Raw genomic sequence first — 24,705 nt, 5'->3', positions numbered from 1 at the left:
TTAGATGCAGGCTGAACGCGGGGCGAGCGCCGCCGCACAACAGGGCTTGCCACGGATCGTCACGGACCGTCACCGATCTTCACGGCAGAGGTGAAAAATGATCCGTGAAGGTCCCGGTTGGTCCGTGGCAGATGAAGTTTGTCTCAACGAATCCCCACCAGGCCGCGCACCGAATCGAACAGCGCGGCCGAGTCCCAGCCGACACCGTCTTTGAAAACGATCTCGAGCTTCTCGATGTCGCCGATGTCCCTGCTCGGGTCGCCCTTGATGACGAGCACGTCGGCCTGCTTGCCGGGCGCGAGTGAGCCGATGTGCTCGGCTTCGCCCAGGAATTGCGCCGCATTCAGCGTGGCGATCCTGATCGCTTCCAGCGGCGTGAAGCCGGCCTCGACCAGCAATTCGAGCTGGCGCTGGTCGCCGTAGCCGGGCAGCGCCCCGCCGTTGCCGGTCGGGTCCACGCCCATCATGAGCAGGCCGCCGGCGGCAACGAAGCTGCGTTCGAACTCCATCTCTTTTTTCATGCCGGTGGCCCAGGGCGATTCCGGCCCGATGTTGGCGCGCGACTGCAGGTAACGCGCGCGCGCGTCGGCCGACATGGCGTCGAGCACGCGCTTTTGCAGCAGCGACTTTCGCCGCGCCGGCTCGCTGGCGCTGTTCGGCACGAATGCTTCCAGCACGGCGAGTGTTGACGTCACGGCGACTTTCTTCTCCACCAGCTTGCGGACCATCGCCTGCACCGGCGCGCTCTGGATGTCGAGCTTCAGCAGCGCCTGCAACGCCTTCCGCCCCGATGGACACTCGTCGGGCTTCTTGCCGGCCACGAACTCGGTGTCTTCCGTGATGCCGTGCTCCAGGTTGTCGATGCCGAGGTCGGCGGCCTCGGAGAACGTGACCGAGCACAAATGTCCGGTCAGTTTGAAGCCATGCTTGTGCGCTTCGTCAATCGCCGCGCCCAGCTCGGCGCGCGTGATGTTCATGTACGCCTTAAACGACGTCGCGCCCTCCTGCGACCAGTAGGCCACCGTGCGGCGCGCGTCGTCGGCGTCTTTCAGTTCGTACAGATCGGGCGTAAAGCTGCCCGCGCCTTCCAGGTACGGCCCGGTAATGCGGAGCTTGGGGCCGATCATCTGGCCGGTGTCGATGTTGCGCTTGATGGCCAGGTCGGTGTACGGCTCGATGCTGCCGCCGGTGCGCGCCGTGGTCACGCCGCCGGCCAGGTACATGCGCGGAAAACTGAAGCCCATCTCGCTGAAGAGCGGCGGCGGCCCGCCCGCGGGATAAAACAGGTGCTCGTGCATGCCGACCATGCCGGGCATCACGCTGTAGCCGGCCAGGTCGAGCGTCTTCGCGCCCGCCGGGACCGCGGCCGACGCCGGCCCGATGGACTGGATCTTCCCGCCGCTGATGACCAGCGTCTGGTCGTCGCGCGCGGCGGCGCCGGTCCCGTCGATCACGCGAACGTGCGTGAGCGCAACCACCGCCGCGTTCACCTTGATGAACTGGCTGAAATCGGGCGCCTGCTGCGCCGCCAGCGTGCCGGCCAAGCAAAGGATGAGAACGAGCGTTTTGCGCATGGAGAGTAGTTGTAGCAGAAACCTACGACCCGTTTCACACGCGTCGTGTTTTGTAAGTCCCGAAGCGAAGCGAGGGATCCCTGCCCTGACCAGAGGGTCCCCGGTCGAGTAGGGCTCCCTCGCTGCGCTCGGGATGTAGGAATAAAACCCGGCCTTACTTGGTTTTCCGCAGCGCCGCTTCCACTGCCCTGGCCGCCAGCGGCGCGATCAGCTGGTAGCCTTCGGCGTTCGGATGGAGCCCGTCGTTGGCGAGTTCCGGTTTCATCAGCCCGTCGGGCCCGACCATGGCGGAAAAATAATCCACGTAGCCGAGCTTGTGTTCGCGCGTGTACTGCCGCAGCCACGCGTTCAGCTCGCGGATCTTCGCCGGATCGCGGCGATCGGTTTGCTTGCGTGTGCCGGAGTCGTGCACCGGCATGACCGAGGCGAAGATGACCTGCGCGCCGTGCAGCCGCAGCAGTTCGGCCATGGAGGCGTAGTTGCGCTCGATCGCTTCGGTGGTCATCGCGCCAGTGTTGCCGGCAATGTCGTTCGTGCCCGCCAGGATCAGCACCACGCGAGGATGAAGGTCGATCACATCGGGACGCAGGCGCACCAGCATCTGCGGCGTGGTTTGCCCGCTGATGCCGCGGTTGATGTATCCCTTGCCGGGAAAGTATTCATCGAGCTTCCAGCCATCGGTGATCGAGTCGCCCAAAAAGACCACGCGCTTCTCACCCGGCTTGGGCGCGCCCAGTTGATGATTGGCGTCACGATAGCGCGCCAGCTGCGCCCAGTCCTGCAAGCGCGTGTTGGCGCGATCGAGCGCCGCCTTCATCGCCTCGAGAGAATCGGGCGCGGGCTGCGCGGCCGGCGCCGCCGTCTGCGCCATACACCAGCTGGCGACAAGCAGAATCATCGCTAGGCAACGCGACACCTGAAACGCGAAACCTGAAACCTGCATCTTCACCCTCCCACCGCATCCACCCGGTCCAGGAATGCAATCTTCTTCTCCGCCGGCAGGAACGACGCCTCGAACGAATTCCGAGCCAGCTCGCGCAGGTGCTCATCGGTGAATCCGAACTGCTGCTGCCCGAGCGCGTACTCGCGGGCGAGCGAAGTGCCGAACATCGCGGGATCGTCGCTGTTGAGCGTGACCATGGCGCCCAGGTCGAAGAAGTTCTTCACCGGATGCTGCCCGATCGCGGCGCAACATCCCGTGCGCAGGTTGCTGGTGATGCACGCTTCGATCGGCGCCTGGCGCTCCACCAGCACCGCCATCAACTCCGGGTCCTGCCACGCGTGCAGCGCGTGACCCAGCCGCTCGGCGCCCAGGTTGAGCGCGCCCCAAACGGACTCCGGCCCCGCGCTCTCGCCGGCATGCGCCGTCAGGCGCAGCCCGTGGCCGCGCGCCCAGGCAAAGACGTCGCGAAATAGTTCCGGCCCGGCCCGCCGCTCATCGCCGCCAATGCCGAACGCGACCGTGTTTTCCCCGACGTGCCGCGCGGCGGCTTCGGCCACGCGCTGTGCCGCCTCCGGCCCGAAGTGCCGCACCGCGTCCCAGATCCACATGACGGAGACGCCGAGGTCGCGCTCGCCGCGCTCGCGTCCGCGCTCGCACCCGGCGTAGATGGCGTGCACGTCGTAGCCGCGCCGCATCGCCACGCCCGCGGAGAAAATCACCTCGGCGTGCAGCACGTTTTCCGCCGCCAACCGCTCCATCATGCGGTAGGTGATCAGCTCGTAATCTTCCGGCGCGCGCAGCCTCTCGGTCGTGGCCTTGAACGCCATGAGGAAGCCGTGGAAATCGGGATAGCTGTACAGCGCAGCCGCGGACTCCGCCGTGAGCGCCGCATCGCCGTCGTACTTGCGGCTGAGTTCGGCCAGCGTGTCGGGCGCGATCGCGCCTTCGAGATGAATGTGAAGTTCAGCTTTGGGCAGGGAGAGAATGAACGGCGAAATCTTGACGTCGGCCGGCTGGAAGCTCGGGTGATCGGGCGAAAGCGTATCCACGGTCAGGCCCTGCTGCGTCACCGCGACTGTCGTCCCGGCGCGAATTCACTCCGGTGCCGGCTGAACGTGAAGTAGATCACCAGGCCGATGGCCAGCCATCCGAAGAAGCGCAGCCAGTTCATGATCGGCAGCCCGGCCATGAGCAGCAGGCAGAACAGGATGGTCATGACGGGCGCAATCGGCCCGCCGGGCGCGCGGAAGCCGCGCTTCCGCTCCGGCTCGCGATAACGCAGAATCAATACTCCGCCCGCCACCAGCGCAAACGCAAACAGCGTCCCAATGTTCGAAAGGTCGGCGAACGTGCCGATGTCGAACAGCCCGGCGGGAATCCCGACCACGAAGCCGGCGATCCACGTCGCCGTATCCGGCGTGCGAAACCTGGGATGCACGTGGCTGAACAGCCGCGGCAGCAGGCCATCGCGCGACATGGCAAACCACACGCGCGCCTGCCCGAGCTGGAACACCAGCAGCGACGAAATCATGCCCAGCATCGCGCCCGCCAGCACGGTGATGCGCACCCACGGCTTGCCCAGCTTGCGCAGCAGGTTCACCACCGGCGCCGCGCTGTTGGTGATGTCGCTGTTCCACAGCTCCACGCCGCAATAGACCACCACCACCGCGACGTAGAGCGCGGTGCAGATGAGCAGCGTGGCGATGATGCCGAACGGCACGTCGCGCTGCGGGTTCTTCGCTTCTTCGGCGGCGGTGGAGACCGAATCGAACCCGATATAGGTGAAGAAGATGATCGCGCCGCCGGTGAGCACGCCGCCCCATCCGTTCGGCATGAAGGGGTGATAGTTCTCCGGATTGATGAGGTAGGCGGTGAAGCCGACGAACACCATGATGGCGGCGATCTTCAGCAGCACCATCACGTTGTTCGTCTCGGCCGACTCGCGGATGCCGCGCACCAGCACCACCGTGAGAATCATCACCACGATGAAGGCCGGCACGTTGAATCCGAAGTGCCAGCCCGGCGGAAACACCATGCTGCCCGACGGGAGATACGCGGGGAACATCCACGCGTTGGGCAGGTGAATACCGAAGAAGTCGAGCAGGTTCACCAGGTGCTCGGAGAAGCCCACGCTCACCGCCATGTTGCTGACGGCGTATTCCAGGATGAGGTCCCATCCGATCACCCACGCGATCAGCTCGCCCATCGTCGCGTAGGTGTAGGTGTACGCCGAGCCGGCGATCGGAATCATGGACGCCAGTTCCGCGTAGCACAGCGCCGCGAACGCGCAGACAATCGCAACCAGCACGAACGAGAGCGCAATGGCCGGCCCGGCGCCCGGACGTCCAAATGTCGGCGAGTGGTGGATCAGGTACTCGAGCAGCGGCGCGTGCAGCACGCTCTCGGCTTCAAACTTCTGCCCGGCAATCGCCGTGCCGATCACGGTGAAGATGCCCGAACCGATCACCGCGCCAATGCCCAGCGCCGTCAGCGACCACGGCCCGAGCGTCTTGCGCAGCTTGTGCTCCGGCTCCTCGGAGTCGGAGATCAGTTTGTCAATGGATTTGCGGGCGAAGATCTGGCTGGGCAGATGATTCTCCAAAACCTACCACAGAGGCGCGGAGTCACAGAGGACTTGCCGCATCTCTCTGGGTCTCTGTGCCTCTGTGGTGGATGTCATTACGTTCGCTTGCTCTGGCCCCGGACCATCTTCTTCACTTTGCGCTTCTGCGAACCGCGCGCGTACTCGCGCGGCTTCAACGGATTCTCCGCCTTGCGCTTCTTACGCGCGGCGCGCTTGGCCTTCTTGCGGTCTTCCCGGTTCATTGCAGATGTGTTCGCCATCAAGCTCCTCAGTCAGCCCCGAAGGGCCTCTCTCCTTATATGTATGAGTGCAGTGCTGGAACTTCAGAATTGTACCGTAATCGGCGTGCAGGCCCGCGAGCGGCGGACTAGTGTCCCGCCGCTGTCACGCCACGCTGGACCGGTCTGACCGCCAGGCGCCCGGAACGGCTTGGGAAGAGGCGGTCGCGCAGCCGCAGCACGGGGTACTCGATCAGCGCCGCCGCGGCGCATCCCACGGCCACACTGGCGGCGATCGCGGCCACCGTCTGCATCCAGCCGTGCGCGCCGGGAACCAGGCGTCCAACCAGCCGGGTCGCCGGCAAGTGCCACAAGTAGATGGAATACGTATACGGTCCGATCCAGGCCAGCGGCGACGACAGCGCGCCGGCCAGGCGCGCCATTCCCGCGGGCGCCGCCGCGGGAAACAGGGTTGCAACCAGCAATGTGGCGTATCCAAAGCTGATCAACGAAAGTCCGGCTGTGTTCCGCAAGCCATACGGCAGCCCAAGTCCGACAAGCGCCACCGCAACCAACGGCAGCGCCGGGGCAGCGCGGGCAACCCTGCATTCCAGCCACTCGCGCCGGAAGTGATACATGTAGGAAACCAGGACACCGCACGAGAGCGCGTCGAGCCGGTAGTGGGTCATGTGCCCCACATCTTTGCCGGGGAACAGGCCAAGTGTGCCGAGCAGGCGCAGCGCCGGCGAAATCACGATGATCGCCACACACACCCAGGCCACCGGCGCAAAGCCCTGCGCGCGCCCGGCCCGCGACGCCAGGAAGAGCCCCAGCGCCAGCGTGAAGTAAAAGTGCTCCTCTACGGCGAGCGACCACGTATGCGCCCACAGGCTGTGGCCGTAGCTTTGCACGAACAGCGCCTCACCCACCATTCCCGCGGTTGGCAAGCGACGGTGCGCCAGCCACACCTGCTCGAACACGAACGCTGCGAGGAAAAAGTAAAAAGCCGGATAGATCTTCAATCCGCGCCGGATGAGAAACCGCCCCGGATGGATGCTGCCGTAGCGTAGGTGCTCGCGGAAGAGCAGCCCTGAAACCAGAAAGCCGCTGAGGACGAAGAACAGGTCAACCCCTGTCCAGCCGCCGTACTCGAACAGCCATGGCCTGGCCGGCGCGTGGTACAGGACCACCAGCAGCACGGCGATCCCGCGCAACCCATCGAGATTGCGAAATCGGGCGGCGGGCGCCGCTGTCATGCTCGACACATCCGCGGCTGCGTTAAAATCCCCGCCCATGTTCTCCCACACGAAGCTGTGCCTTCGGATTTGTACGCTCTTCCTTATCACAACCGCGTCTCTGGCGCAGGAGCCGGCGCCGGCGCCGCAGTATCCCAACTACCCCAGCGAGACGCCCGCCAACCTGGTGCGGAAGTATGACTACTTCGACTACGAGCGCCGTGAGGCCATGATCCCCATGCGCGACGGCGTGAAGCTGCGCACGGTGATCCTCGTCCCCAAGGGCGCCAGGCGCGCGCCCATCCTGCTCACGCGCACGCCCTACAACGCGCGCGAACTCACCTCGCACCTCGAAAGCGCGCACCTGGGCCCCGCGCTCTACGGCTACGACAACGCCACCGACGTGATCGTCGGCGGCGGATACATCCGCGTGGTGCAGGACATTCGCGGCAAGTACGGCTCGGAAGGCGACTACGTGATGAACCGCCCGCTCCACGGCCCGCAGAACCCCACGCCCGTGGACCACGCCACCGACACCTACGACACCATCGACTGGCTGGTGAAGAACGTCCCGGAAACCAATGGCAACGTCGGCGTGCTCGGCATTTCCTACGACGGCTTCCTGCCGCTCATGGCGCTGGTGAATCCGCATCCCGCGCTCAAGGTGTCGGTGCCAATGAACCCGATGGTCGACGGCTGGATGGGCGACGACTGGTTCCACAACGGCGCCTTCCGCGAGCAGGGCATGGCTTACATCTACGAGCAGCAGGCCACGCGCGACAACGAAGCCAAGTGGTGGACCAGCCATTACGACATGTACGACGAGTTCCTCGCCGCAGGCTCCGCCGGCGAACTCGGCCGCCGCCACGGCCTCGAGCAGGTGGGCTTCTGGCGCAAGATCCTCGAGCATCCCAGCTACGACGCCTTCTGGCGCGACCAGGCGGTGGACAAAATCCTCGCCGCGCAGCCGCTGAAAGTGCCCGTCCTGCTCGTCCACAGCCTGTGGGACCAGGAAGACATCTACGGCGCCCCCGCCGTCTATCGCGCCATCAAGCCCAAAGATACCGCCAACGACAAGGTTTTTCTCGTCATGGGTCCGTGGCACCACGGGCAGGAAATCCTGGAAGGCAGCTCGCTCGGCGCCGTCAAATTTGAGAGCGACACCGCGCTCTGGTTCCGCCGCGAAGTCCTGCGCCCGTTCCTCGATCACTTCCTGCAAGACGGCGCGCCCCGCATGGACATTGCGCCCGTCACCGCGTTTGAAACTGGAACGAACACCTGGCTCCGCCTGCCCGCCTGGCCCGCCGGATGTGCGACTGCCTGTACGGTGAAGCCGACGCCGTTCTACCTGGGCGCCGGCGGCAAGGCCGGGTTCGCCGCTCCCACGCAGGGCGGCGCGGCGTTCACCGAATACGTCTCCGATCCCGCCAAGCCCGTTCCCTTCCGCTCGCGGCCAATCGATTCCACTTACGCCAGCAATGGCAAGGGATGGAAGCTCTGGCTCGCCGACGATCAGCGCGAGTTCTCCGGCCGCACCGACGTTGCCGTGTTCACATCCGACGTGCTCACGTCGCCGCTGAAGATCAGCGGCATGCCGACCGTGAACCTGGTCGCCTCCACCAGCGGCACCGACTCCGATTGGATCGTCAAGGTGATCGACGTCTATCCTGACGAGGTCGCCGGCGACCCGCAAATGGGCGGCTACCAGCTCATGATCTCAGCCGACGCCTTCCGCGGACGCTACCGCGAAAGCTTCCAGACCGCCAAGCCCATCGCCGCCGGCGAGCCGCTGCTCTACAAATTCATCCTGCCCACGGCGAACCACGTCTTCCTGCCCGGACATCGCATCATGGTCCAGGTGCAGTCCAGTTGGTTTCCGCTCTACGACCGCAACCCGCAAACATTCGTGCCGAGCATCTTCTGGGCCAGGCCGGAGGACTACAAGAAGGCGACGCAACGCATCTACCACGCGCCCGGGCAGGCAAGTTTCGTGGAGCTGCCGGTGGTGACGGCGCAATAAAAACTTCACCGCAGAGGTCGCAGAGCGCGGAGAAACAAGAACTTGGTCCTCCGCCATCTCTGCGTCCTCTGCGTTGACTGCCTCGGCTCCTACACCCGCTCCAACTGCGCGTACTTCTCCACCAGCTTCTTCAACCCAAACCGCGGGAACTGCACCGTGATCTTCGCCTCTTCGCCTTCGCCTTCGCGCTTGTACACCGTGCCCTCGCCGTACTTGGGATGCCGCACCTTCTGCCCCGGCCTGAAACCGCGTTTGCCGCTCGGCTCGGCCACGGGCACGCTGGGCAACTTGAACTTCTTGCCGCGCGAGGCAAAGAACTCGGCGATGTTCTCGATCGAGTTGTAGGCGGGGCCGGCATGCTTCTTGGCCGCGACCCTTCCCCGGTTCGATGGAGCCCGGCCGCCCCCGGCCGGGCGGCTCTGGTCTTCGTTCTCGTAGTCGTAGTGCGTGTCGCCAAAGTCCGGCGCCGTCGCCGATCCGTAACCCGGCCGCCCATAGCGCTGCCGGTAATCCGCCGGGATCGCCGGCGCGCCGCGTCCTCGCGGCGAGCCCAGGTCTTCCAGCAACTGCTGCGGAACTTCCTCCAGGAATCGCGACGGCACGCTCGCCTCTGGCAGATCGGATCCGTAGCGCCGCCGGAAGCGCGCGCGCGTGAGGATGAGCGTGTCCATCGCCCGCGTCATGCCGACGTATGCCAGCCGCCGCTCTTCTTCAATGTCGTCGGGCGAATTCAGCGTTCGCGAGTGCGGGAACAGGCCCTCCTCCATGCCGGCGAGAAACACCAGCGGAAACTCCAGCCCCTTGGCGGCGTGCAGCGTCATCAGGGTGATTCCGGCGCGCGCGTCGTACTGGTCGGCCTCGCTCACCAGCGCCGCATGATCGAGAAACTCGGCCAGCGTTTCGCCGCGGTCGCGCGAATCCATCGCCGCGTTCACCAACTCGCGCAGGTTCTCGATGCGCGCCCACGCTTCCGGCGTGTCCTCTTCTTCGAGCGTCTTGATGTAAGCCGTGCGATCGAGCAGGAACTTCAGAATTTCAGCTGTAGACGCCGCTGGGCCGGCGTCGGTCTGCGGTCGTTGGTCGCCGGCCTCGCTCTCTGGTGGAGACGTTGTTGGCAGCGCCTCCGCATCACCCGAATCTGTCTCCTTCACCATCGCCCCGAACGGAAACTGAATTTCCTCATCCGCTGCGGTTTCTAACTCCGGTTCGCTCCGCGCCTCCGCGTTTCCGCGCAATGGTTCCGCAGCGTTCAACACCAGCCGCTGCGCATACTCACCGCCCAGCATCGCCCGCGCGTCGAGGACCAAATCGCGAAAGCTCACCAGCGCGGCCAGCGCGCGCGGCGGCAGCAGCTTGCGCTCGATTGCCTCTTCCATCGCCTGCCACAGCGAGATGCCCGTCTCCAGCGCCAGGCGCTCCAGCGTCTCCAGCGTGCCCTTGCCGAGGCCGCGCGGCGGCGTGTTCACCACGCGCTTGTAGGCAATGTCGTCGCGCGGGTTTAGCGCCAGCTTCAGATAGCTGGTCATGTCCTTGATCTCGGCGCGCTCGTAAAACGAGAAACCGCCAACGACGTGATACTTGAGCTGGTAACGCCGCATCGCCTCTTCGAACAATCGCGACTGCGAGTTCGTGCGATAGAGCACCGCCGCGCGCGGCGCATGCTTGGAGTCGCGCTCGGCGGCGCTTTTTTGCACGTAGGCATTCACCATGTCGGCGATGAACAGCGCCTCGTTCTCGCCGTCGGGCGCTTCGTAAAAACCCACGCGCGCGCCGCCCTTGCGCGACGTCCACAGGTTCTTGCCTTTGCGCTTCAGGTTGTTGCTCACCACCGCGCTCGCCGCCTGGAGAATGTTCTGCGTCGAGCGATAGTTCTGCTCCAGGCGCACGATGCGCGCGTTGGGGAAGTCGCGCTCGAACTCCAGAATGTTGCGAATGTCCGCCCCGCGCCACGAGTAGATGCTCTGGTCCTCGTCGCCCACCGCGCACACGTTGTGGTGCACCGAGGCGAGCTGCCGCATCAGCTCGTACTGCGGCCGGTTCGTGTCCTGGTATTCGTCCACCAGGATGTGCTCGAACCGCCGCGCATATTTCTCGCGGACATCGGCCGCCGTCTTCAGCAGCCGCACCGTCTCCAGCAGCAGGTCGTCGAAATCGAGCGCGTTGGCCTTGCGCAATTCCTGGCGATAAATCTCGTAGACGTGCGCCACCTGCTCGTTCTTCGGATCGGCCGACTGCAGGTAGAGCTCCTGCGGATCGAGCATGTGGTTCTTCGCCCAAGAAATCTTCGAGAGCACCGCGCGCGGCGTGAGCTGCTTGTCGTCGAGCCCCAGCCGCCGGATGGCGGCCTTCACCACGCTTTGCTGATCGCCCTCGTCGTAGATGGCGAAGTCTTTCTGGTAGCCCGCGCCCTTGAGCCCCGGCGGATTCAGGGCTTCGATGTCGCGCCGCAGCACGCGCACGCAGAATGAATGGAACGTCGAAATCCACGGCTGCGCCACCGTCCGCGCGCCGGTGATCTGCTGCACCCGCTCGCCCATCTCGGCGGCGGCCTTGTTGGTGAAGGTGACGGCCAGGATCGCGTCGGGCGAAACGCCCATCTCCTCGATCAGGTACGCGATCCGATACGTAATGACGCGCGTCTTCCCGCTGCCCGCCCCCGCCAGGATGAGCACCGGCCCGGAAACGTGCTCCACCGCTTCACGCTGTTGAGGATTGAGTTGGTCAAGAAGGGGCACTACCCCTCATTCTAATTCTTCCCAGTGTTGACGCAGGACGGCGTTTTGAAAACGATTCGCGCGGGCATACAAACGTTTCCCGGCGGGTAACGAGACAACATGTCGCTGAAAGTAAATCAACCAAGCCGACGCGGATCGAATTCGCCTGCTGCTTGAGAATGCCCTGCAGGCAAACCGGCGTTAACTCTGCGTCCGCAAACCTTCCGCCCTTTTTCCCTTGCACTCCTCGCACGGGCACACATCCCGCAGAAAATCCCACGAGTAGATCCCGTGCAGGTGCCCGTCGCTCCAGGTGAAGCGGAGCGCGTACTTGCCGACCTGCTCGGCCTGCGTGGGTTTCGCCGGCTGCCGAAACATGGGCAGAGCGCCCGCCGGCGTCGCCGGCGGCTGTCCCGGCTGGCGCCCCTGGGTGGCGCGCTCCTCGTCGCAGAGCGCGCAGGGACACGCATCACGCAAAAACTGGAAGCTGTAATGGCTGGTGTGGCCGTCGCTCCAAACGATGTCCACTCCTGTACCGGCCGTCATGTGGACCTTCACGGACGTGGGCGCCGGAGCTGCCGGTGATGGCGGACGCATGCCTCCAGTATGGCACGCCGCCGCTATTGGCAGCCGGTCTTGAGGAATCCCACGATGGCGGCCGCAACTGCGCGCCGCGAGCGAGTGCCCACGCCTCGCGCGTCCGCGGCTCCCGCACGCAACGCCCGCACCTGCTCGGGCGACACCAGGTCGCACCCGCCCACTTCCAGCACGGGAACGGCGCTGCGCCGCTCGCCCAGCCGCCAGTGCAGCTCAACCAGCGGATCCATTCCGGAAGGCGGACGCTGCCCGGGGCCAACGCGCGCCGAAAGCACCGTCGCGGCCGGCGCATACATAGTGGCTGCCGAACCTGAGCTGTCGCGCATCGGCGAAGAAACCAGGTTGAAGCGCACAGACGCCGAACTCTGCGCCGGCGCCGGTATCAGCGCGCTTGACCGCTCCGCCGTCCAGCGCACGGAGGCTATCTCCGGCGCAGCCGGCAGCGTCTCCAGCGCGGCTTCGGCGGCCCACGCGGCCGAAGCTGCCACCAGCATCAGCGCCAGGCACACGGGACGAACTCGCTCATGGACTCGTCGCGCCATGAGCAAGATTTTCCGTCAGCGCCCTCCCGCCCAACAGATGCCCAAGGTCGCCCGACCGGGGACTCGCGCAGAATTTCCATTGCCAGAGCTGGGCCGTGAACATTCCGCCGCGATTACTCCGGGACATGCTCGGTAGCACGTTAACCAGGCAGTGAACACGCGGCCCGGCCTACTCCTCCTCGAGCCCCTTGCTCACGCGGAACACGTGCCCGTCGGGATGCCGCACGTGCATTTCGCGCACGTTCCAGGGCATGTCGCGGGGCGGGAAGGTAACCTCAATTCCCGCGGCAGTGCACTCACGGTACGCCGCATCCACGTCGTCCACCCAGACCGACATCCACACCCCCTTGTCGCCGCGTTCGTCGTCTTCCGTTTGGAACGTGGTGGTGTTGGCCCCGCGGCCGCGGCCGCCCTGCGCGCCCTGGCACAGAAAAATCTCGCACTTGCCGGAGCCGACCGCGCCAAAACTTGGCGGTGTGCCCCAGTCCCAGCACCTTTTCCAGCCCCATTTTTCGAACCAGGCGAAGCTGGCGGCGATATCGGAGACGTTGAGAATGGGCGTCAGGCCTTTGGCTTCCATGGCGCGTGAGGATATCACCGCGCTCCACCGCCGCATCTTCCCGGCGTGGCTGCACGCCCGATTCGCTTTAGCATCTTACAGACCGCGCCTCATCCGAGGCGCCGAGTACACATGCAGTGCGCAAACCTGAGGATCGTTCTCGCCGTGATGTTGCTGCCCGGCACTGCCATCGCCCAGGCCCGGCCGCGCAACAACGAACCGCCACGGCTGCCGCAGAGTTCATTTCGCGTAACGATTGCCGATGAGAACGGCAGGGCGGTGCCCGACGCCATCGTTACCCTGACCGCGGCGAAGGCCGCGGCAAACCCCGCGGCGAATTCCTTACGCCTGGCGGCCCACACCGACCACTCCGGTCGCTGCCTGTTCTACGCCCTGCCGCCCGGCGACTACCAGATCCACGTGCAGAAGACCGGCTTCTACGAACTGGATGCCGGCGAGCTGCGCGCCCAGGGCACGCGCGATGTGGACCTCGTGCTGGCGCACCAGATGGAAGCGCGCGAAGTGGTGAACGTGGTGGAGTCGCCGCCCGCCATCGATGCGGAGCAGACCGGGCAGGAAACGAACCTTGGCACGCCCGAGATCGTCAACATTCCGTATCCCAGCTCGCGCGACATCCGCAACCTGCTCCCCTTTGTCCCCGGCGTGGTCCAGGACCCGACCGGGCAGGTGCACGTGGCCGGCGCCGAGAGCTACCAGACGCTCGATCTGCTGGATGGTTTTGACATCCGCTCGCCGGTGAGCGGGCTGCTCGCCATGCGCGTCAGCGCCGACGGCGTCCGCGAAGTCAATGTGCAGTCGAGCCGCTACTCCGCCGAGTACGGCAAGGCCAGCGGCGGCGTCGTCGCGCTGAACACCGGCATGGGCGCCGACAACTTCCGCTTCACCGCCACCAACTTCCCGCCTTCCTGGACCAGCAAGAAGGGCATCAATTTCGACAAGTGGGTGCCGCGCTTCACGTTCTCAGGCCCGATCAGGAAGGGCCGGGCGTGGTTCTTCGACGCGCTCGACGCCGAGTACGACAGCAACATCGTTCGCGAATTGCCCGACGGGGCTGACCGCGCGCCGGTCTGGCGCGGAAGCAATCTGGCAAAAGCGCAGATCAATCTAAGGCCGGGAAACATCCTCACCTCCAGCCTGCTGCTGAACGGCTACCACTCCGAAGGTGAGGGCCTCTCCGTCTTCAATCCACTCGAAACGACGCTGATCCGCAATCAGACCGCGTATCTGGCCGGCATCAAGGACCAGCAGTACTTCTCCAACGGCATGCTGCTTGAAGCCGGCGTCGCCGCCGTCCGCTTTCGCGACAGCTTCATTCCCTTCGGCGACAAGCCCTACGAGGTCCATCCGAACGGCAACTCGGGGAACTACTTCGAGCGCTCCAGCGGACACTCGCGCCGCGTGGAGGCCTTCGGCAAGCTCTACCTCCCGTCATTCCACGCGGCGGGCCGGCACGACTTCGTCTTCGGCCTCAGCGCCGATCACATCAAGTTCGACCAGGAGTTCGCGCGCCGGCCCATCTTTGTCTTCCGGGAGGACGGCACGCTGTCGCGAACGAGCCAGTTCCTGCCAACCGCCGCATTCGAGAGAAACAATTTCGAAACCGGCGCGTACGCTCAGGACCGCTGGTCGCCCGCCGAACATCTGCTGCTGGAACTCGGCCTGCGATTTGACTGGGACCAGATCGTCCGCCGCTCGCTCTTCTCCCCGCGCCTTGCCAGCACGTATCTGCTCAACAGCGACACCAAAATCTCAGCCGGCGTCGGGCTCTATTACGACCGCACCCACCTCGACTTCCTCGCCCGCGCGCTTACCGGCCCGCGCCTCGACACGTACTTCGCGGCCGACGGCACAACGCCCCTCGGGCCGCCGCTGAAAACGACGTTCAGCGTTGACCAGGCTGCGCTGCAGGCGCCGCGTTTCCTGAACTGGAGCATCGGCGTGGAGCGAAAGCTGCCGGCGAAGGTCTATGCCAGCGTCGAGTTCATCCGGAAGCGCGGCAAAGACGGCTTCACGTTCCTCAACACGAACCCCGCCACGGTGCTGGCGGGAAACTACGCGCTCACCAACGACCGCCGCGACCACTACGATGCGGTCACAATCTCGGCGCGCAAGGTTTTTACGGGAAACTACGCGCTGTTTGGCGCGTACACGCGCTCTTCGGCGCGCTCCAACGCGGTAGTGGACTACACCCTGACCAACCCGGTCTTCAGCCCGCAGGCAGGCGGCCCGCTGCCCTGGGACACACCCAACCGCTTCATCACCTGGGGATGGCTGCCGCTGCCTAAGCTGAAGCGCCTCGATTTCGTTTACTCCATGGAGTGGAGAGACGGCCTGCCTTTTTCCATCCTGAACCAGGACCAACGGATCGTGGGTACCCCCAACGCGGCGCGCTTTCCCGATTTCCTTTCCATCAATCCCGGGCTGGAGTGGCGGTTCCGCTTTGGCGACTACCAGCTCGCGCTGCGCGGCGTCATCGAGAACGTGACGGCGCACTCCAATCCGAGCGTGGTCAACAATGACGTTGACTCGCCGGAATTCCTCACCTTCAGCGGCTTCGAGCGCCGCCGCGTGACCGCCAGAATTAGGCTCCTGGGGAAGAAAAAGTAATTCCTGCCCGTGCCGGTCGCGGCCGGGAAATCACAGGCCAATGCAAAAAACCAGCCGTCCAGCCCGTGGACCGTGCGCCGGCCCGGTTTTTAATTGAAAATGAATTTCAATTTCAAGAAGGCTCTTGCCCGGCGAAGCCACCGAGCGCGCCGAAAAAGTCACCCTTCCCCTATCAGGGATGAGGTGGGTCCCGCATAAAAAGGCGGCGCTGATGCGCCGCTTACGAATTCCTTGCCTACGGGTTTCTGCGGTGAATCCTGCTTACTTCCCTGCCAGCGCCGTTACCACCCGATCGAAATCGTCCAGCGACCCGTACTCGATCACGATCTTTCCGCGGCCTTTGCGATCAACAATCCGCACCTTCATCCCCAGCGACGCCTGCATGTCGCGCTCCGCCTGCCGGACATTGGGATCCACCGCGCGTTCTTTCTTCTGCTTCTCCACCGGATGCTCGATGCGGAACACCAGCTCTTCGAGCGCGCGCACCGAAAGCCCTTCCACGATCACCTTCGCCGCCAGGCGCTCCATGGTTTCAGCGTCAGGCGCCGACATCAGGACCTTGGCGTGTCCGAAGCTGAGCGCGCCGCTCTCCACCTCCACCTGCACGGTAACGGGCAGCTTCAGCAGCCGCATGTAATTCCCGATCGACGCCCGGTCTTTGCCCGTGCGCCGCGCCATCTCCTCCTGCGTCAGGCCGAATTCGTTGCTCAGCCGCTCGAAGGCGCGAGCGTGCTCCATCGGGTTCAGGTCCTCGCGTTGCAGGTTTTCGATGATCGTCATCTCCAGCGCCTGCTCGTTCGAGACCTGCTTCACGATCGCCGGAATCGCCGTCTTCCCTGCGCGCGCCGATGCCAGCCAGCGGCGCTCGCCGGCGATGATCTGAAAACGTCCGCCCTCCACGCGCCGCACCACGATCGGCTGCACCACGCCCGACGCCGCAATCGACGCGGCCAGCTCGTCGAGCGCCGCCTCACGCGTGTGGTTGCGGGTCTGGTAAGGATTGCGCTCGATCTGCTCCAGCGGAATTTCGCGCACGCCGTCACCCTGCTGTTCCGGTGCCGCCACCCCAACCGCCGCGACAGGTTGTGACGACGGCAGCAGCGACTCCAGTCCGCGTCCCAGCGCCTTGCGTTTCTCCGTGATCATTGCGCTTCTCCTTGCGCCGGAGCGCTTGCAACCGCCACTGGATCAGGCGCGGCTTGTCTCTCTAAGTGTTGTGTAATCAATTCTTTAGCTAGCCTTATGTAGCTTTCGGCTCCGCGCGACCGCACATCGTAAAGCAGCGCCGGCTTGCCGAAACTGGGCGCCTCAGCCAGTCGCACGTTCCGCGGAATCGTGGTCGAGCACAGCTTCGGTCCGAAGAAATTCCGCAGCTCGCTGGTCACCTGCTGCGCCAGGTTGGTGCGGTCGTCGTACATGGCCAGCACCACGCCCTCGACTTCCAGCGCGGGATTGAAGCTGGAGCGCACGCGCGCAATCGTGTCGAGCAATTCGCTCACTCCCTCCAGCGCGAAGTATTCCGCCTGCATGGGAATGAGCACCGAATCGGCCGCTACCAGCGCATTCAGGGTGAGCAGGTCCAGCGCCGGCGGACAATCGAGCACGATGTACTCAAAGCGCGCACGCAGCGGCTCCAGCGCGTGCCGCAGGCGGAATTCCCTGCGCTCGGCACCCACCAGCTCGACATTGGCGCCGATCAGGTTCTTGTGCGCCGGCAGGATGGTCAGGTTTTCCAGGGCCGTGGCCTGGAGAGCGTCGGCGGCCGGCGCCAATTCCATGATCACGTTGTAGGTGCTGATTCGCCCGGGGTCCCGCGGCAAACCGAGGCCGCTGGTGGCATTGGACTGGGGATCGCAGTCAACCAGAAGCGTGGGAACTTCGGCGGCGGCAAACGAGGCCGCCAGGTTGACGGAGGTGGTGGTCTTGCCGACGCCGCCCTTTTGGTTGGCTACCGCAATGATGCGAGCCATTGATGTCCGCGGAGCATTCTCGGCAGATGCGATATGAGAGTACGTCAGTCGCGAATTGGCAGCAAGGTGAATTGCTGTGTAAATCGCAGCGAAATTGTTCCACGTGGAACAATTTTGACAGGGCCGGCAAGGTTCCGCCGGAAATGTTCCACGTGGAACAATTCCAGGGAGGAACCATCTAATGTATTAACTATGTAGTAAATCAATATCGCCCTGACCCATCAAAGCTCCAGGTTTTGTGGTTTTCTCCCACTTTTGCCCCTCGCAAAAGCCAAAATTCTGGCTAGAATTTCCACCCATTTACTAACTTGATGCTTGGCAGCACTCGCCCCTCAATATCGAAACGGCAGCCTGGCAGGATCGGAAGCTGGGGCCGTCCCACCGTTTACCATCCTGATTCGTATGTTCGGTGGCGCACCGCAGGGCCGGCGGACAGACTGACTACTGCGGCGCTGATCGCGTCCTGTTCCACTGAATTTGGCAAAGGCTGTTCCCTGCCTTCTACTTCCCGCGGCAACGGGCCAGAAACCTAACCCCATTTCCCACTTTTTACGGATTGGATTCGTGCTTCGGCGGGTTCATGCCGACGAGCAGGGTCCGCGCCTTGGAAAGTGGAACATGGATGGGCTCTTCCCACTTCAGCCCGGGCGCGCCGCCGCGGGCCTTGGCGACCTGCACAGCACCGATCATCAAGGCGAGGCGTCCGCCGGGCGCAACCAGGGACGCTGCGGTGGGCAGCACGCGATCGAACTCCTCGACCGCGCGCAGGGTCACCAACCGGGCCTGTGCTGCGAACGATTCGGCGCGCCCGCGGTAGACGGATGCGTCGGCCACTCCCAGCGCGCGTATGACCTCGTTCAGGAACGTCCCTTTGCGCGCGTGCGACTCGATCAGGGTCACGCGCAGGTTAGGCGCGGCGATCTTCAACGGCAAACCGGGGAAGCCAGCGCCTGATCCAAGGTCGAGCGCCGTGGGCTGAAACTCCTTGGCCAGCGCGGCTTTCAAGCGATCGGCCGCGAAGAACGACTCGCCGAAGTGGCGCTGTACGATCTGCTCGGGATCGCGCACGGCGGTGAGATTTATGCGCGCGTTCCAGCGAAGGAGAAGATCGAGGTAGGTCGCCACCTGCGCAAGTTGCGCTCGGTTCAGCTCGACGCCGAAGGGCGCAAGCAGCGCGGCGATGCGTGGCAGCTCCACGTGCGCATTGTAGAGGCGGACGCTCCCGGGCGCGCCTTCCCTCGCGCTGCTCAGTTCCGCGCCCCAGCAGCCCTGAAGCCCGGACCTTCTGGATTTCGTGAAATAGCGCGTCTAGAATGTCCCTGGCCGCATTCAACGGCCTGGCAGGCGGTATCCGCCAACCCGGTCCTCGGGCGTGGAACTGCACTGGAGGAAACGTGAGCCACACTTCGGGCGATTTCCGCTCCAAAACCACAGTTGCCAGCATTCAGGAAAAGAAGCAGCGGCGCGAGCGCATCACGTGCCTGACCGCGTACGACTACGCCACGGCGCGCATCGTGGACGAAGCCGGCATCGACATGGTGCTGGTGGGCGATTCGCTCGCCCAGGTGGTGCTCGGCTACGACAACACGCTGCCGGTCACGATGGACGAGATGCTGCACCACACCCGCGCCGTCCGGCGGGCGGTGAAGCGCGCTTTGCTCATCGCCGACATGCCTTACGCCTCGTACCACGTGGGCGGACGCGAGGCGCTGCACAACGCCGCGCGCTTCATGAAGGAAGGCGGCGCCGAGGCGGTGAAGATCGAGGGCGGTGAAAAGCGCGCGGACCTGATCGAGCGTCTGGGCGGCGCCGAAATTCCCGTCATGGGACACATCGGTCTGACGCCGCAATCGGTGCATCGCATGGGCGGCTACAAGGTGCAGGGCAAGACGCTGGCCGCGGTCGAAAGCCTGATGCGCGATGCCGCCGCGCTGGAGCGCGCCGGCGTCTTCGCCATCGTGCTGGAAGGGATTCCGCGCGAGGTGGCGGCCATGATCACGGCGGAAGTCTCTGTTCCGACGATCGGCATCGGCGCCGGGCCCGAGTGCGATGGACAGGTGCTGGTGATCAACGACATTCTCGGGCTCACCTTCACCACGCCGGCAAAGTTCGTCCGCCAGTACGGCGACGCCGCCACGCTGGTGCGCAACGCCGTCGCCGGTTTCCGTGACGACGTGTTGAGCGGGGCTTATCCCAGCGAGGAAGAGTCGTATCACCTGCCGGCCGAGACGCGCGAAGCGCTTGCCGTGATCGCCGAGAGGAAGCATCGAGTGCGGCATCGGGCGGTGCGATAGGCTCGCGCCAGAAACCGCGCTCGGGATGGCAATTCCCGAAGCGCACCGATGGCGTGCCGGCGGGCGATGGCGCGCGTCGCCACAACCGTGCAGAGGTTCGAGAGCAAACGGCAGCAGAGCGGGTGCATCCCACCTGCATGCTCCGAAAGCTCGCATTCTTACTCATGCTGATTTGCGCCGTGCTGTTGCTGGGCGGCGCGTGGGCGCAACATGAAAACAAAGACAGGGACAAAGACCGCGGACGGCGCGGCGCCGGCGATGGCCGTGCCCTGGTGGTGGCGCAGATCAGCGACACGCACATCGGCCTGGCGAAGGCGCCCAACGCGCCCGAGCAACTGCGCCGCGTGGTCGAGATGGTGAACCAGCGGCGTCCGGACGTGGTGCTGGTGACCGGCGACATTGGCGAGCGGCCGGATGCGTGGCGCCAGGCGCGGGAGATTCTCGGCAGGCTGCAAGCGCCGGTCAAATACATCCCCGGCAACCATGACGTGAACGGGCGGAACGAGGCGCGATACGTCCAGGTCTTCGGGGCGAACTACTATGCGTTCCGCATGCGCAACGTGACCTTCTTCATGCTCGATTCGCAGTTGCTCGGCAACTACGACCGCTTTGAGGCGCACTCGCCCGAGCCGATGTCGCCGGAAGCGGCGGCGGCGGGCGACGAGATGCTGGAGTGGCTCAAGAACCAGAAGGCGCCGGCGGGGGACGCCGTCATCGTGGTGCAGCACATTCCGTCGGACCGCGGCGGCAATCAGGCGCCGGATCCCAAGCCCTATTGGACGACGCAGGAGCCGTATCGCGGGCGTGAACTGGAGATCATGAAGCGGCTCGGCGTGCAGCACGAGATCGCCGGGCATTGGCACAAGCAAGTTCTGTTTGACGCGGGCGGCATTCACTATCACGTCGCGCCGGCCACGAGCTGGGCCGTGGCGGGGCCGCTTGGTTTCGCGATGCACACGATCACGCCGGAGGGGGACGTGAGGTCGGAGTTTGTGCCGCTGCAGTAGCGCAAATCTTTCGGTCCGGCCTTGGCCGGCGGCGAGCAGCCGGCAGCGAATGAACATCTATCGCACGATTGACGAGATGCGCGCGGCGGTGAAGGCGGCGCGCGGCGCGGGGCGGCATCGGCTGGGGCTGGTGCCGACCATGGGGGCGCTGCACGGCGGACATCTTTCCCTGGTGCGCGCCGCGCGGGCGGAGTGCGACTGGGTGGCGGCGAGCATCTTCGTCAATCCGCTTCAGTTCGGGCCCACGGAAGATTTGGCGCGCTACCCGCGGCCGTTTGAGCGCGACCGCGAATTGCTCGAAGCGGAACAGATTGACGCGCTCTTCGCGCCCTCGGCCGAGGAGATGTATCCCGGCAACGAAGCGGCTTATGTGGAGGTGCGCGACATGAGCGAGCGGCTGGATGGCCGCTCGCGCCCCGGCCACTTTCGTGGCGTGACCACGGTGGTGGCGAAGCTGTTCCACATCATTCCCGCCGATCGCGCGTACTTCGGGCAAAAGGACGCCGCCCAGGTGGCAATCATTCGCCGCATGGCGCGCGACCTGAACTTCGACGTGGAGATCCGCGTGTGTCCCATCGTGCGCGAGGCCGACGGCGTGGCGATGAGCTCGCGCAATGCCTACCTGAATCCGGAACAGCGCAAGGCGGCCACGGCGCTGTACCGCGCGCTCGCCCGCGTGCAGCGCGCGCGCGACCTGGGCGAGCAGAACTCGGCCGCGCTGCTCGCGGCGGCGAAGTCAGTGCTCGCCGAGGAGCCGCTGGTCAAAATTGATTACGTCGAGATCGTGCATCCCGAAACGCTCGAGCCGCTCGACCACGCGCGCGGCGCGCTCATCGCGGTGGCGGCGTGGGTGGGCGAGACACGGCTGATCGACAATTTGTTGCTCGCCTAAGCGCTTGCCTCGCGTGCCGCGGGGCGTATCGTCGGCCCGCCTCGACTCACCGGGGCGGAACGGGCAAGGCCGAAGGCATCCAGGGAAGCGGCGGCTGCAAAGGAACGGGCAATCCCGATGGCACGGCCACATGGGACTGCACCGGGACGTACGCGATAGGGAAGTAGCGGCACGAAGGTGAGCCGAAGAGAACGCGTCAGCGTCTTCTTATTTTTTTGTCCTGAAAACGGGACCGGAGACGAACGGATTCCCCTCGATCACGTACCGCAGCATCTCATCCGCGGATTTCGTGATGCCGATGCGCGGCGTTGTCAGGATGCGCCGCGGCCGGACGCCGTCGTCGGCGATGGTCAGGTCCGAGCGGGGGCTGGTCACGTCTTTGCCGTTGTCGCGCTGGCGGGTGATGGCGAAGGCTTCGCACAGGCGTCCCGGGCCGGTGGTGAGCTGGCGAAGCAGGCGGGGCGCGCCGGTTTCGAGCGCTTTGCGTTCGAGCCTGCGGCGATCAAGCGCGAGGCCGCGGTTGCGCGCCATGTGCTCCAGGCCCGCGAGCGGCTCGAGCGCGCGGATCAAAACGCATCCCGCCTCGCCCTCCGGCAGGCAGTTCACGTTCAGGCAGTAGTGGTTGCCGTAGATGAAGTAGACGTAGGCGTGTCCCGGCGGACCGAAGATCACGCGGTTGCGCGCGGTCGGGCCGGGAGCGGAGTGTGCTGCCGCGTCTTCGGCGCCGAGGTAGGCTTCGGTTTCCACGATGCGTCCGGTGAGCAGGCGGCGTCCTGCGCGCCTGACCAGAACTTTGCCGAGCAGCGCGCGGGCAACCCGGCGCGTGTCGCGGTCGTAGAAGGCGCGGGGAACAACGCTCGGTTCAACGCGGAGGCGCGGAGACGCGGCGCTTTTTATGTCTCGTGGCACGTCGGTTTCATTTCACCACGAAGCCACGAAAGCACGAAGGGTCGTGCTGGTGTGAGTTTGCTGAACGCCACCCGGCCCAGCGCGAGGGCGCCCGGAACGATATCGACAAAAACCGAAGTCCCGCAGATGCTTCGGCCGCAACCCACGCGGCCTCGGCATGACCTATTCATTTTCCTGACTTTTCTCCGCGCCTCTGCGTCTCCGCGGTGGCCTTTGACTTCCGCGCAATCCACGCGTCCACATTCCGCTCCAAAATATCCAGCGGCACCGCCCCCGATCCCAACGCAACCTCGTGGTACTCGCGGACGTCGAATTGCGCCCCGAGCTTCTGCCGCGCGCGCTCGCGGAGTTCCTTGAACTTGAGCTGGCCGATCTTGTAGCCGAGCGCCTGCCCGGGCCAGGCGATGTAGCGGTCGATTTCGTTCACGATGTCGAGTTCGGCCTTGGGCGCGTTTTCCATGAAGTAGTCAATCGCCTGCTGGCGCGTCCAGTGCTTGGCATGCATGCCGGTGTCCACCACCAGGCGCACGGCGCGCCACATGTCGTAGGTCAGCTCGCCGAACTTGTCATACGGGTCGGAGTACAGGCCCATGTCTTCGCCGAGCGACTCGGCGTAGAGTCCCCAGCCTTCGCCGAACGCCACGTAGTAGCCGAAGCGGCGGAACTTGGGAATCTCGCCCAGCTCCTGCGCCAGCGCGATCTGCAGGTGATGTCCGGGCACCGATTCGTGCAGCGTGAGCGCGGTCATCTCCCACTTGGGGCGGCTCTCGGGCTTGTAGAGGTTCACGTAGTAGGCGCCGGCGCGCGAGCCGTCGGGCGCGCCCTCCTGGTAGTAGGCGGCGGTGGTGTCGGGCGCCGACGCGGCCGGGATCACCTTCACGCCGTACGGCATGCGCGGCAGCGTGCGGAAAACTTTCACCAGGTTCGGATCAACCGTTTTCGCCAGCGCTTTGTAGGCCTCCAGCAGGTCGTCGGGCGATTTGTAGAAGAAGCGCGGATCGGTGCGCAGGTAGGTGAAGAATTCCTTCATCGAGCCGTGGAAGCCGGTCTTGTCCTTGATCGCTTCCATCTCGGCGCGGATGCGGGCCACTTCCTTCAGTCCGATTTCGTGCACCTGGCCGGGCGTGAGGCTGGTCGTCGTGTACCGGCGGACGAAGAAGGCGTACATGGCGTCGCCGCGCGGCAACTGCCAGGCGCCCACCTGGTCGAAGCAGGCGGGCAGGTAGTCGCGCACGAAGAAGTCGTGGAACTTGCGGTAGGCCGGGACGACGGCGTTGCTGATGGCCTCGCGCGCGGCGGCCGACAGGCGCTCGCGGTCGGCGGCGCTCAGGTCGGCGGGGAAGCGCTTGAACGGCCGGTAGAAGCCGCTCTGCTCCGGGTCGGCGACGATCTGCTTCTCGATCTGCGCCGGAATGCGCTGCATGATCACCTTGGGGTGGACGATGTGCTCCTTCACCCCCTCGCGCATCAGTTCGGTCACCTGCTCCAGGTGCGCGGGCAGCGCGCGCAGCCGCGCGATCCAGTCTTCGTAGTCCTTCACCGTGGTGAAGCGGAGCTGGTCGCCGAGTTCATCGGCCAGTTGCGGGCCCTCGCGCTGGTAGAGCGGCGCCAGGTACCAGTGGAAGCCGTGCTCTTCGATGGCTTCTTCGGTCTGCTTGCGAAACAGGTCGTAGTTGAGCTGGTCGGCGGCTGAAAGCTGGGCGCGCGGAAACTTCTTCAACTCGTCGAGCAGCGCCACCCGATGCCGCTGCCGCGCTTCGATGGCCGCAAGGCTCGCGTCGGGCCACTTGTTGTTCCATCGGCGATCGCCCAGCGACGACGCCCAGGTGGGGTTCTGCTGCATGGTGTACTCCCACTCGCGGTCGAAGATGGCGTGCAGGCGCTTGCCGGCCCCGACAACAGAAGATGCGGCGGGCGCGGGCTGGGCGAGAGCGGTGGCGGCAAGGATGAGCAGGGCGATAAGGGCGTTGCGCATGGCGGAAGGATACTGAAGGCAAAAGGAAAAAGGAAAAAGGACAT

20 protein-coding genes are annotated in these 24,705 nt (G+C 65.0%); 5 read left to right on the top strand and 15 right to left on the bottom strand.

The features are described from left to right. Window positions 1–143: 143 nt before the first annotated feature. The 6 genes from VFA60_06760 to VFA60_06735 form a co-directional block, all read right to left on the bottom strand. Window positions 144–1,574, bottom strand: coding sequence for an amidohydrolase family protein (locus VFA60_06760; GenBank protein ID HZQ91475.1), 1,431 nt, complete (start codon window positions 1,572–1,574; stop codon window positions 144–146). Between the two features lie 154 nt (window positions 1,575–1,728). Next, on the bottom strand, window positions 1,729–2,472 hold the full coding sequence (locus tag VFA60_06755) for an SGNH/GDSL hydrolase family protein (protein ID HZQ91474.1): 744 nt from the start codon (window positions 2,470–2,472) through the stop codon (window positions 1,729–1,731). A 47-nt stretch (window positions 2,473–2,519) separates the two neighbouring features. Further along, entirely contained in the window at window positions 2,520–3,587 is a 1,068-nt protein-coding gene (add, locus tag VFA60_06750) for an adenosine deaminase (GenBank protein ID HZQ91473.1), read from the bottom strand. Beyond that, window positions 3,584–5,119, bottom strand: a complete 1,536-nt coding sequence (locus VFA60_06745) for an amino acid permease (protein HZQ91472.1) — start codon at window positions 5,117–5,119, stop codon at window positions 3,584–3,586. Before VFA60_06745 ends, add begins: the two co-directional genes overlap by 4 nt. Before the next feature lie 77 nt (window positions 5,120–5,196). Beyond that, a complete protein-coding gene (locus tag VFA60_06740) occupies window positions 5,197–5,361 on the bottom strand; it encodes a hypothetical protein (GenBank protein HZQ91471.1) in 165 nt (54 codons plus the stop codon). Between the two features lie 107 nt (window positions 5,362–5,468). Beyond that, entirely contained in the window at window positions 5,469–6,575 is a 1,107-nt protein-coding gene (locus VFA60_06735; protein HZQ91470.1) for an acyltransferase, read from the bottom strand. A 37-nt stretch (window positions 6,576–6,612) separates the two neighbouring features. Here VFA60_06735 and VFA60_06730 point away from each other — a divergent pair, with 37 nt between their 5' ends. Then, a complete protein-coding gene (locus VFA60_06730) occupies window positions 6,613–8,574 on the top strand; it encodes a CocE/NonD family hydrolase (GenBank protein HZQ91469.1) in 1,962 nt (653 codons plus the stop codon). A gap of 89 nt (window positions 8,575–8,663) precedes the next feature. On the opposite strand, the gene VFA60_06725 is transcribed toward VFA60_06730, so the two are convergent. The 4 genes from VFA60_06725 to VFA60_06710 all read right to left on the bottom strand — a co-directional run bounded on the left by VFA60_06725 (window position 8,664) and on the right by VFA60_06710 (window position 13,007). Then, entirely contained in the window at window positions 8,664–11,309 is a 2,646-nt protein-coding gene (locus VFA60_06725; GenBank protein ID HZQ91468.1) for a UvrD-helicase domain-containing protein, read from the bottom strand. Window positions 11,310–11,489: 180 nt separating this feature from the next. After that, window positions 11,490–11,885, bottom strand: a complete 396-nt coding sequence (locus VFA60_06720; protein ID HZQ91467.1) for a DUF971 domain-containing protein — start codon at window positions 11,883–11,885, stop codon at window positions 11,490–11,492. Between the two features lie 23 nt (window positions 11,886–11,908). Next, the gene (locus tag VFA60_06715; GenBank protein HZQ91466.1) at window positions 11,909–12,427 is read right to left on the bottom strand and encodes a hypothetical protein; all 519 of its coding nucleotides are present in this window, start codon (window positions 12,425–12,427) and stop codon (window positions 11,909–11,911) included. Window positions 12,428–12,596: 169 nt separating this feature from the next. Beyond that, complete coding sequence (locus tag VFA60_06710) at window positions 12,597–13,007, bottom strand: bleomycin resistance family protein (protein ID HZQ91465.1); 411 nt, start codon at window positions 13,005–13,007, stop codon at window positions 12,597–12,599. 111 nt (window positions 13,008–13,118) lie between these two features. Between VFA60_06710 and VFA60_06705 the strand changes: the two genes are divergently transcribed. After that, the gene (locus VFA60_06705) at window positions 13,119–15,614 is read left to right on the top strand and encodes a TonB-dependent receptor (protein HZQ91464.1); all 2,496 of its coding nucleotides are present in this window, start codon (window positions 13,119–13,121) and stop codon (window positions 15,612–15,614) included. A 261-nt stretch (window positions 15,615–15,875) separates the two neighbouring features. On the opposite strand, the gene VFA60_06700 is transcribed toward VFA60_06705, so the two are convergent. The 3 genes from VFA60_06700 to rsmG form a co-directional block, all read right to left on the bottom strand. Beyond that, on the bottom strand, window positions 15,876–16,760 hold the full coding sequence (locus VFA60_06700) for a ParB/RepB/Spo0J family partition protein (GenBank protein ID HZQ91463.1): 885 nt from the start codon (window positions 16,758–16,760) through the stop codon (window positions 15,876–15,878). Continuing rightward, window positions 16,757–17,584 carry a ParA family protein gene (locus VFA60_06695; protein ID HZQ91462.1) on the bottom strand — a complete coding sequence of 276 codons (828 nt, stop codon included), beginning with the start codon at window positions 17,582–17,584 and terminating at the stop codon, window positions 16,757–16,759. The genes VFA60_06700 and VFA60_06695 overlap by 4 nt, the downstream gene beginning before the upstream one ends. Window positions 17,585–18,133: 549 nt before the next feature. Beyond that, window positions 18,134–18,781, bottom strand: coding sequence for a 16S rRNA (guanine(527)-N(7))-methyltransferase RsmG (gene rsmG, locus VFA60_06690; GenBank protein HZQ91461.1), 648 nt, complete (start codon window positions 18,779–18,781; stop codon window positions 18,134–18,136). A 197-nt stretch (window positions 18,782–18,978) separates the two neighbouring features. Between rsmG and panB the strand changes: the two genes are divergently transcribed. The 3 genes from panB to panC all read left to right on the top strand — a co-directional run bounded on the left by panB (window position 18,979) and on the right by panC (window position 21,777). Beyond that, window positions 18,979–19,878, top strand: coding sequence for a 3-methyl-2-oxobutanoate hydroxymethyltransferase (gene panB, locus VFA60_06685; protein ID HZQ91460.1), 900 nt, complete (start codon window positions 18,979–18,981; stop codon window positions 19,876–19,878). A 164-nt stretch (window positions 19,879–20,042) separates the two neighbouring features. Continuing rightward, complete coding sequence (locus tag VFA60_06680; protein ID HZQ91459.1) at window positions 20,043–20,885, top strand: metallophosphoesterase; 843 nt, start codon at window positions 20,043–20,045, stop codon at window positions 20,883–20,885. 49 nt (window positions 20,886–20,934) lie between these two features. After that, window positions 20,935–21,777, top strand: coding sequence for a pantoate--beta-alanine ligase (gene panC, locus VFA60_06675; GenBank protein ID HZQ91458.1), 843 nt, complete (start codon window positions 20,935–20,937; stop codon window positions 21,775–21,777). 207 nt (window positions 21,778–21,984) lie between these two features. Here panC and VFA60_06670 read toward each other — a convergent pair whose 3' ends face one another. After that, window positions 21,985–22,686 (bottom strand): DNA-3-methyladenine glycosylase, encoded by a 702-nt coding sequence (locus tag VFA60_06670; GenBank protein ID HZQ91457.1) that lies wholly within the window; start codon window positions 22,684–22,686, stop codon window positions 21,985–21,987. 166 nt (window positions 22,687–22,852) lie between these two features. Beyond that, window positions 22,853–24,661 (bottom strand): DUF885 domain-containing protein, encoded by a 1,809-nt coding sequence (locus tag VFA60_06665; protein HZQ91456.1) that lies wholly within the window; start codon window positions 24,659–24,661, stop codon window positions 22,853–22,855. Between the last annotated feature and the right edge of the window lie 44 nt (window positions 24,662–24,705).

This window comes from Terriglobales bacterium, assembly GCA_035651995.1.
In the GTDB taxonomy this organism is placed as follows: Bacteria; Acidobacteriota; Terriglobia; order Terriglobales; family Acidobacteriaceae; genus DASRER01.
Note: the sequence above shows the minus strand (reverse complement) of the source record. Positions and strands in the feature narration are given on the sequence as shown.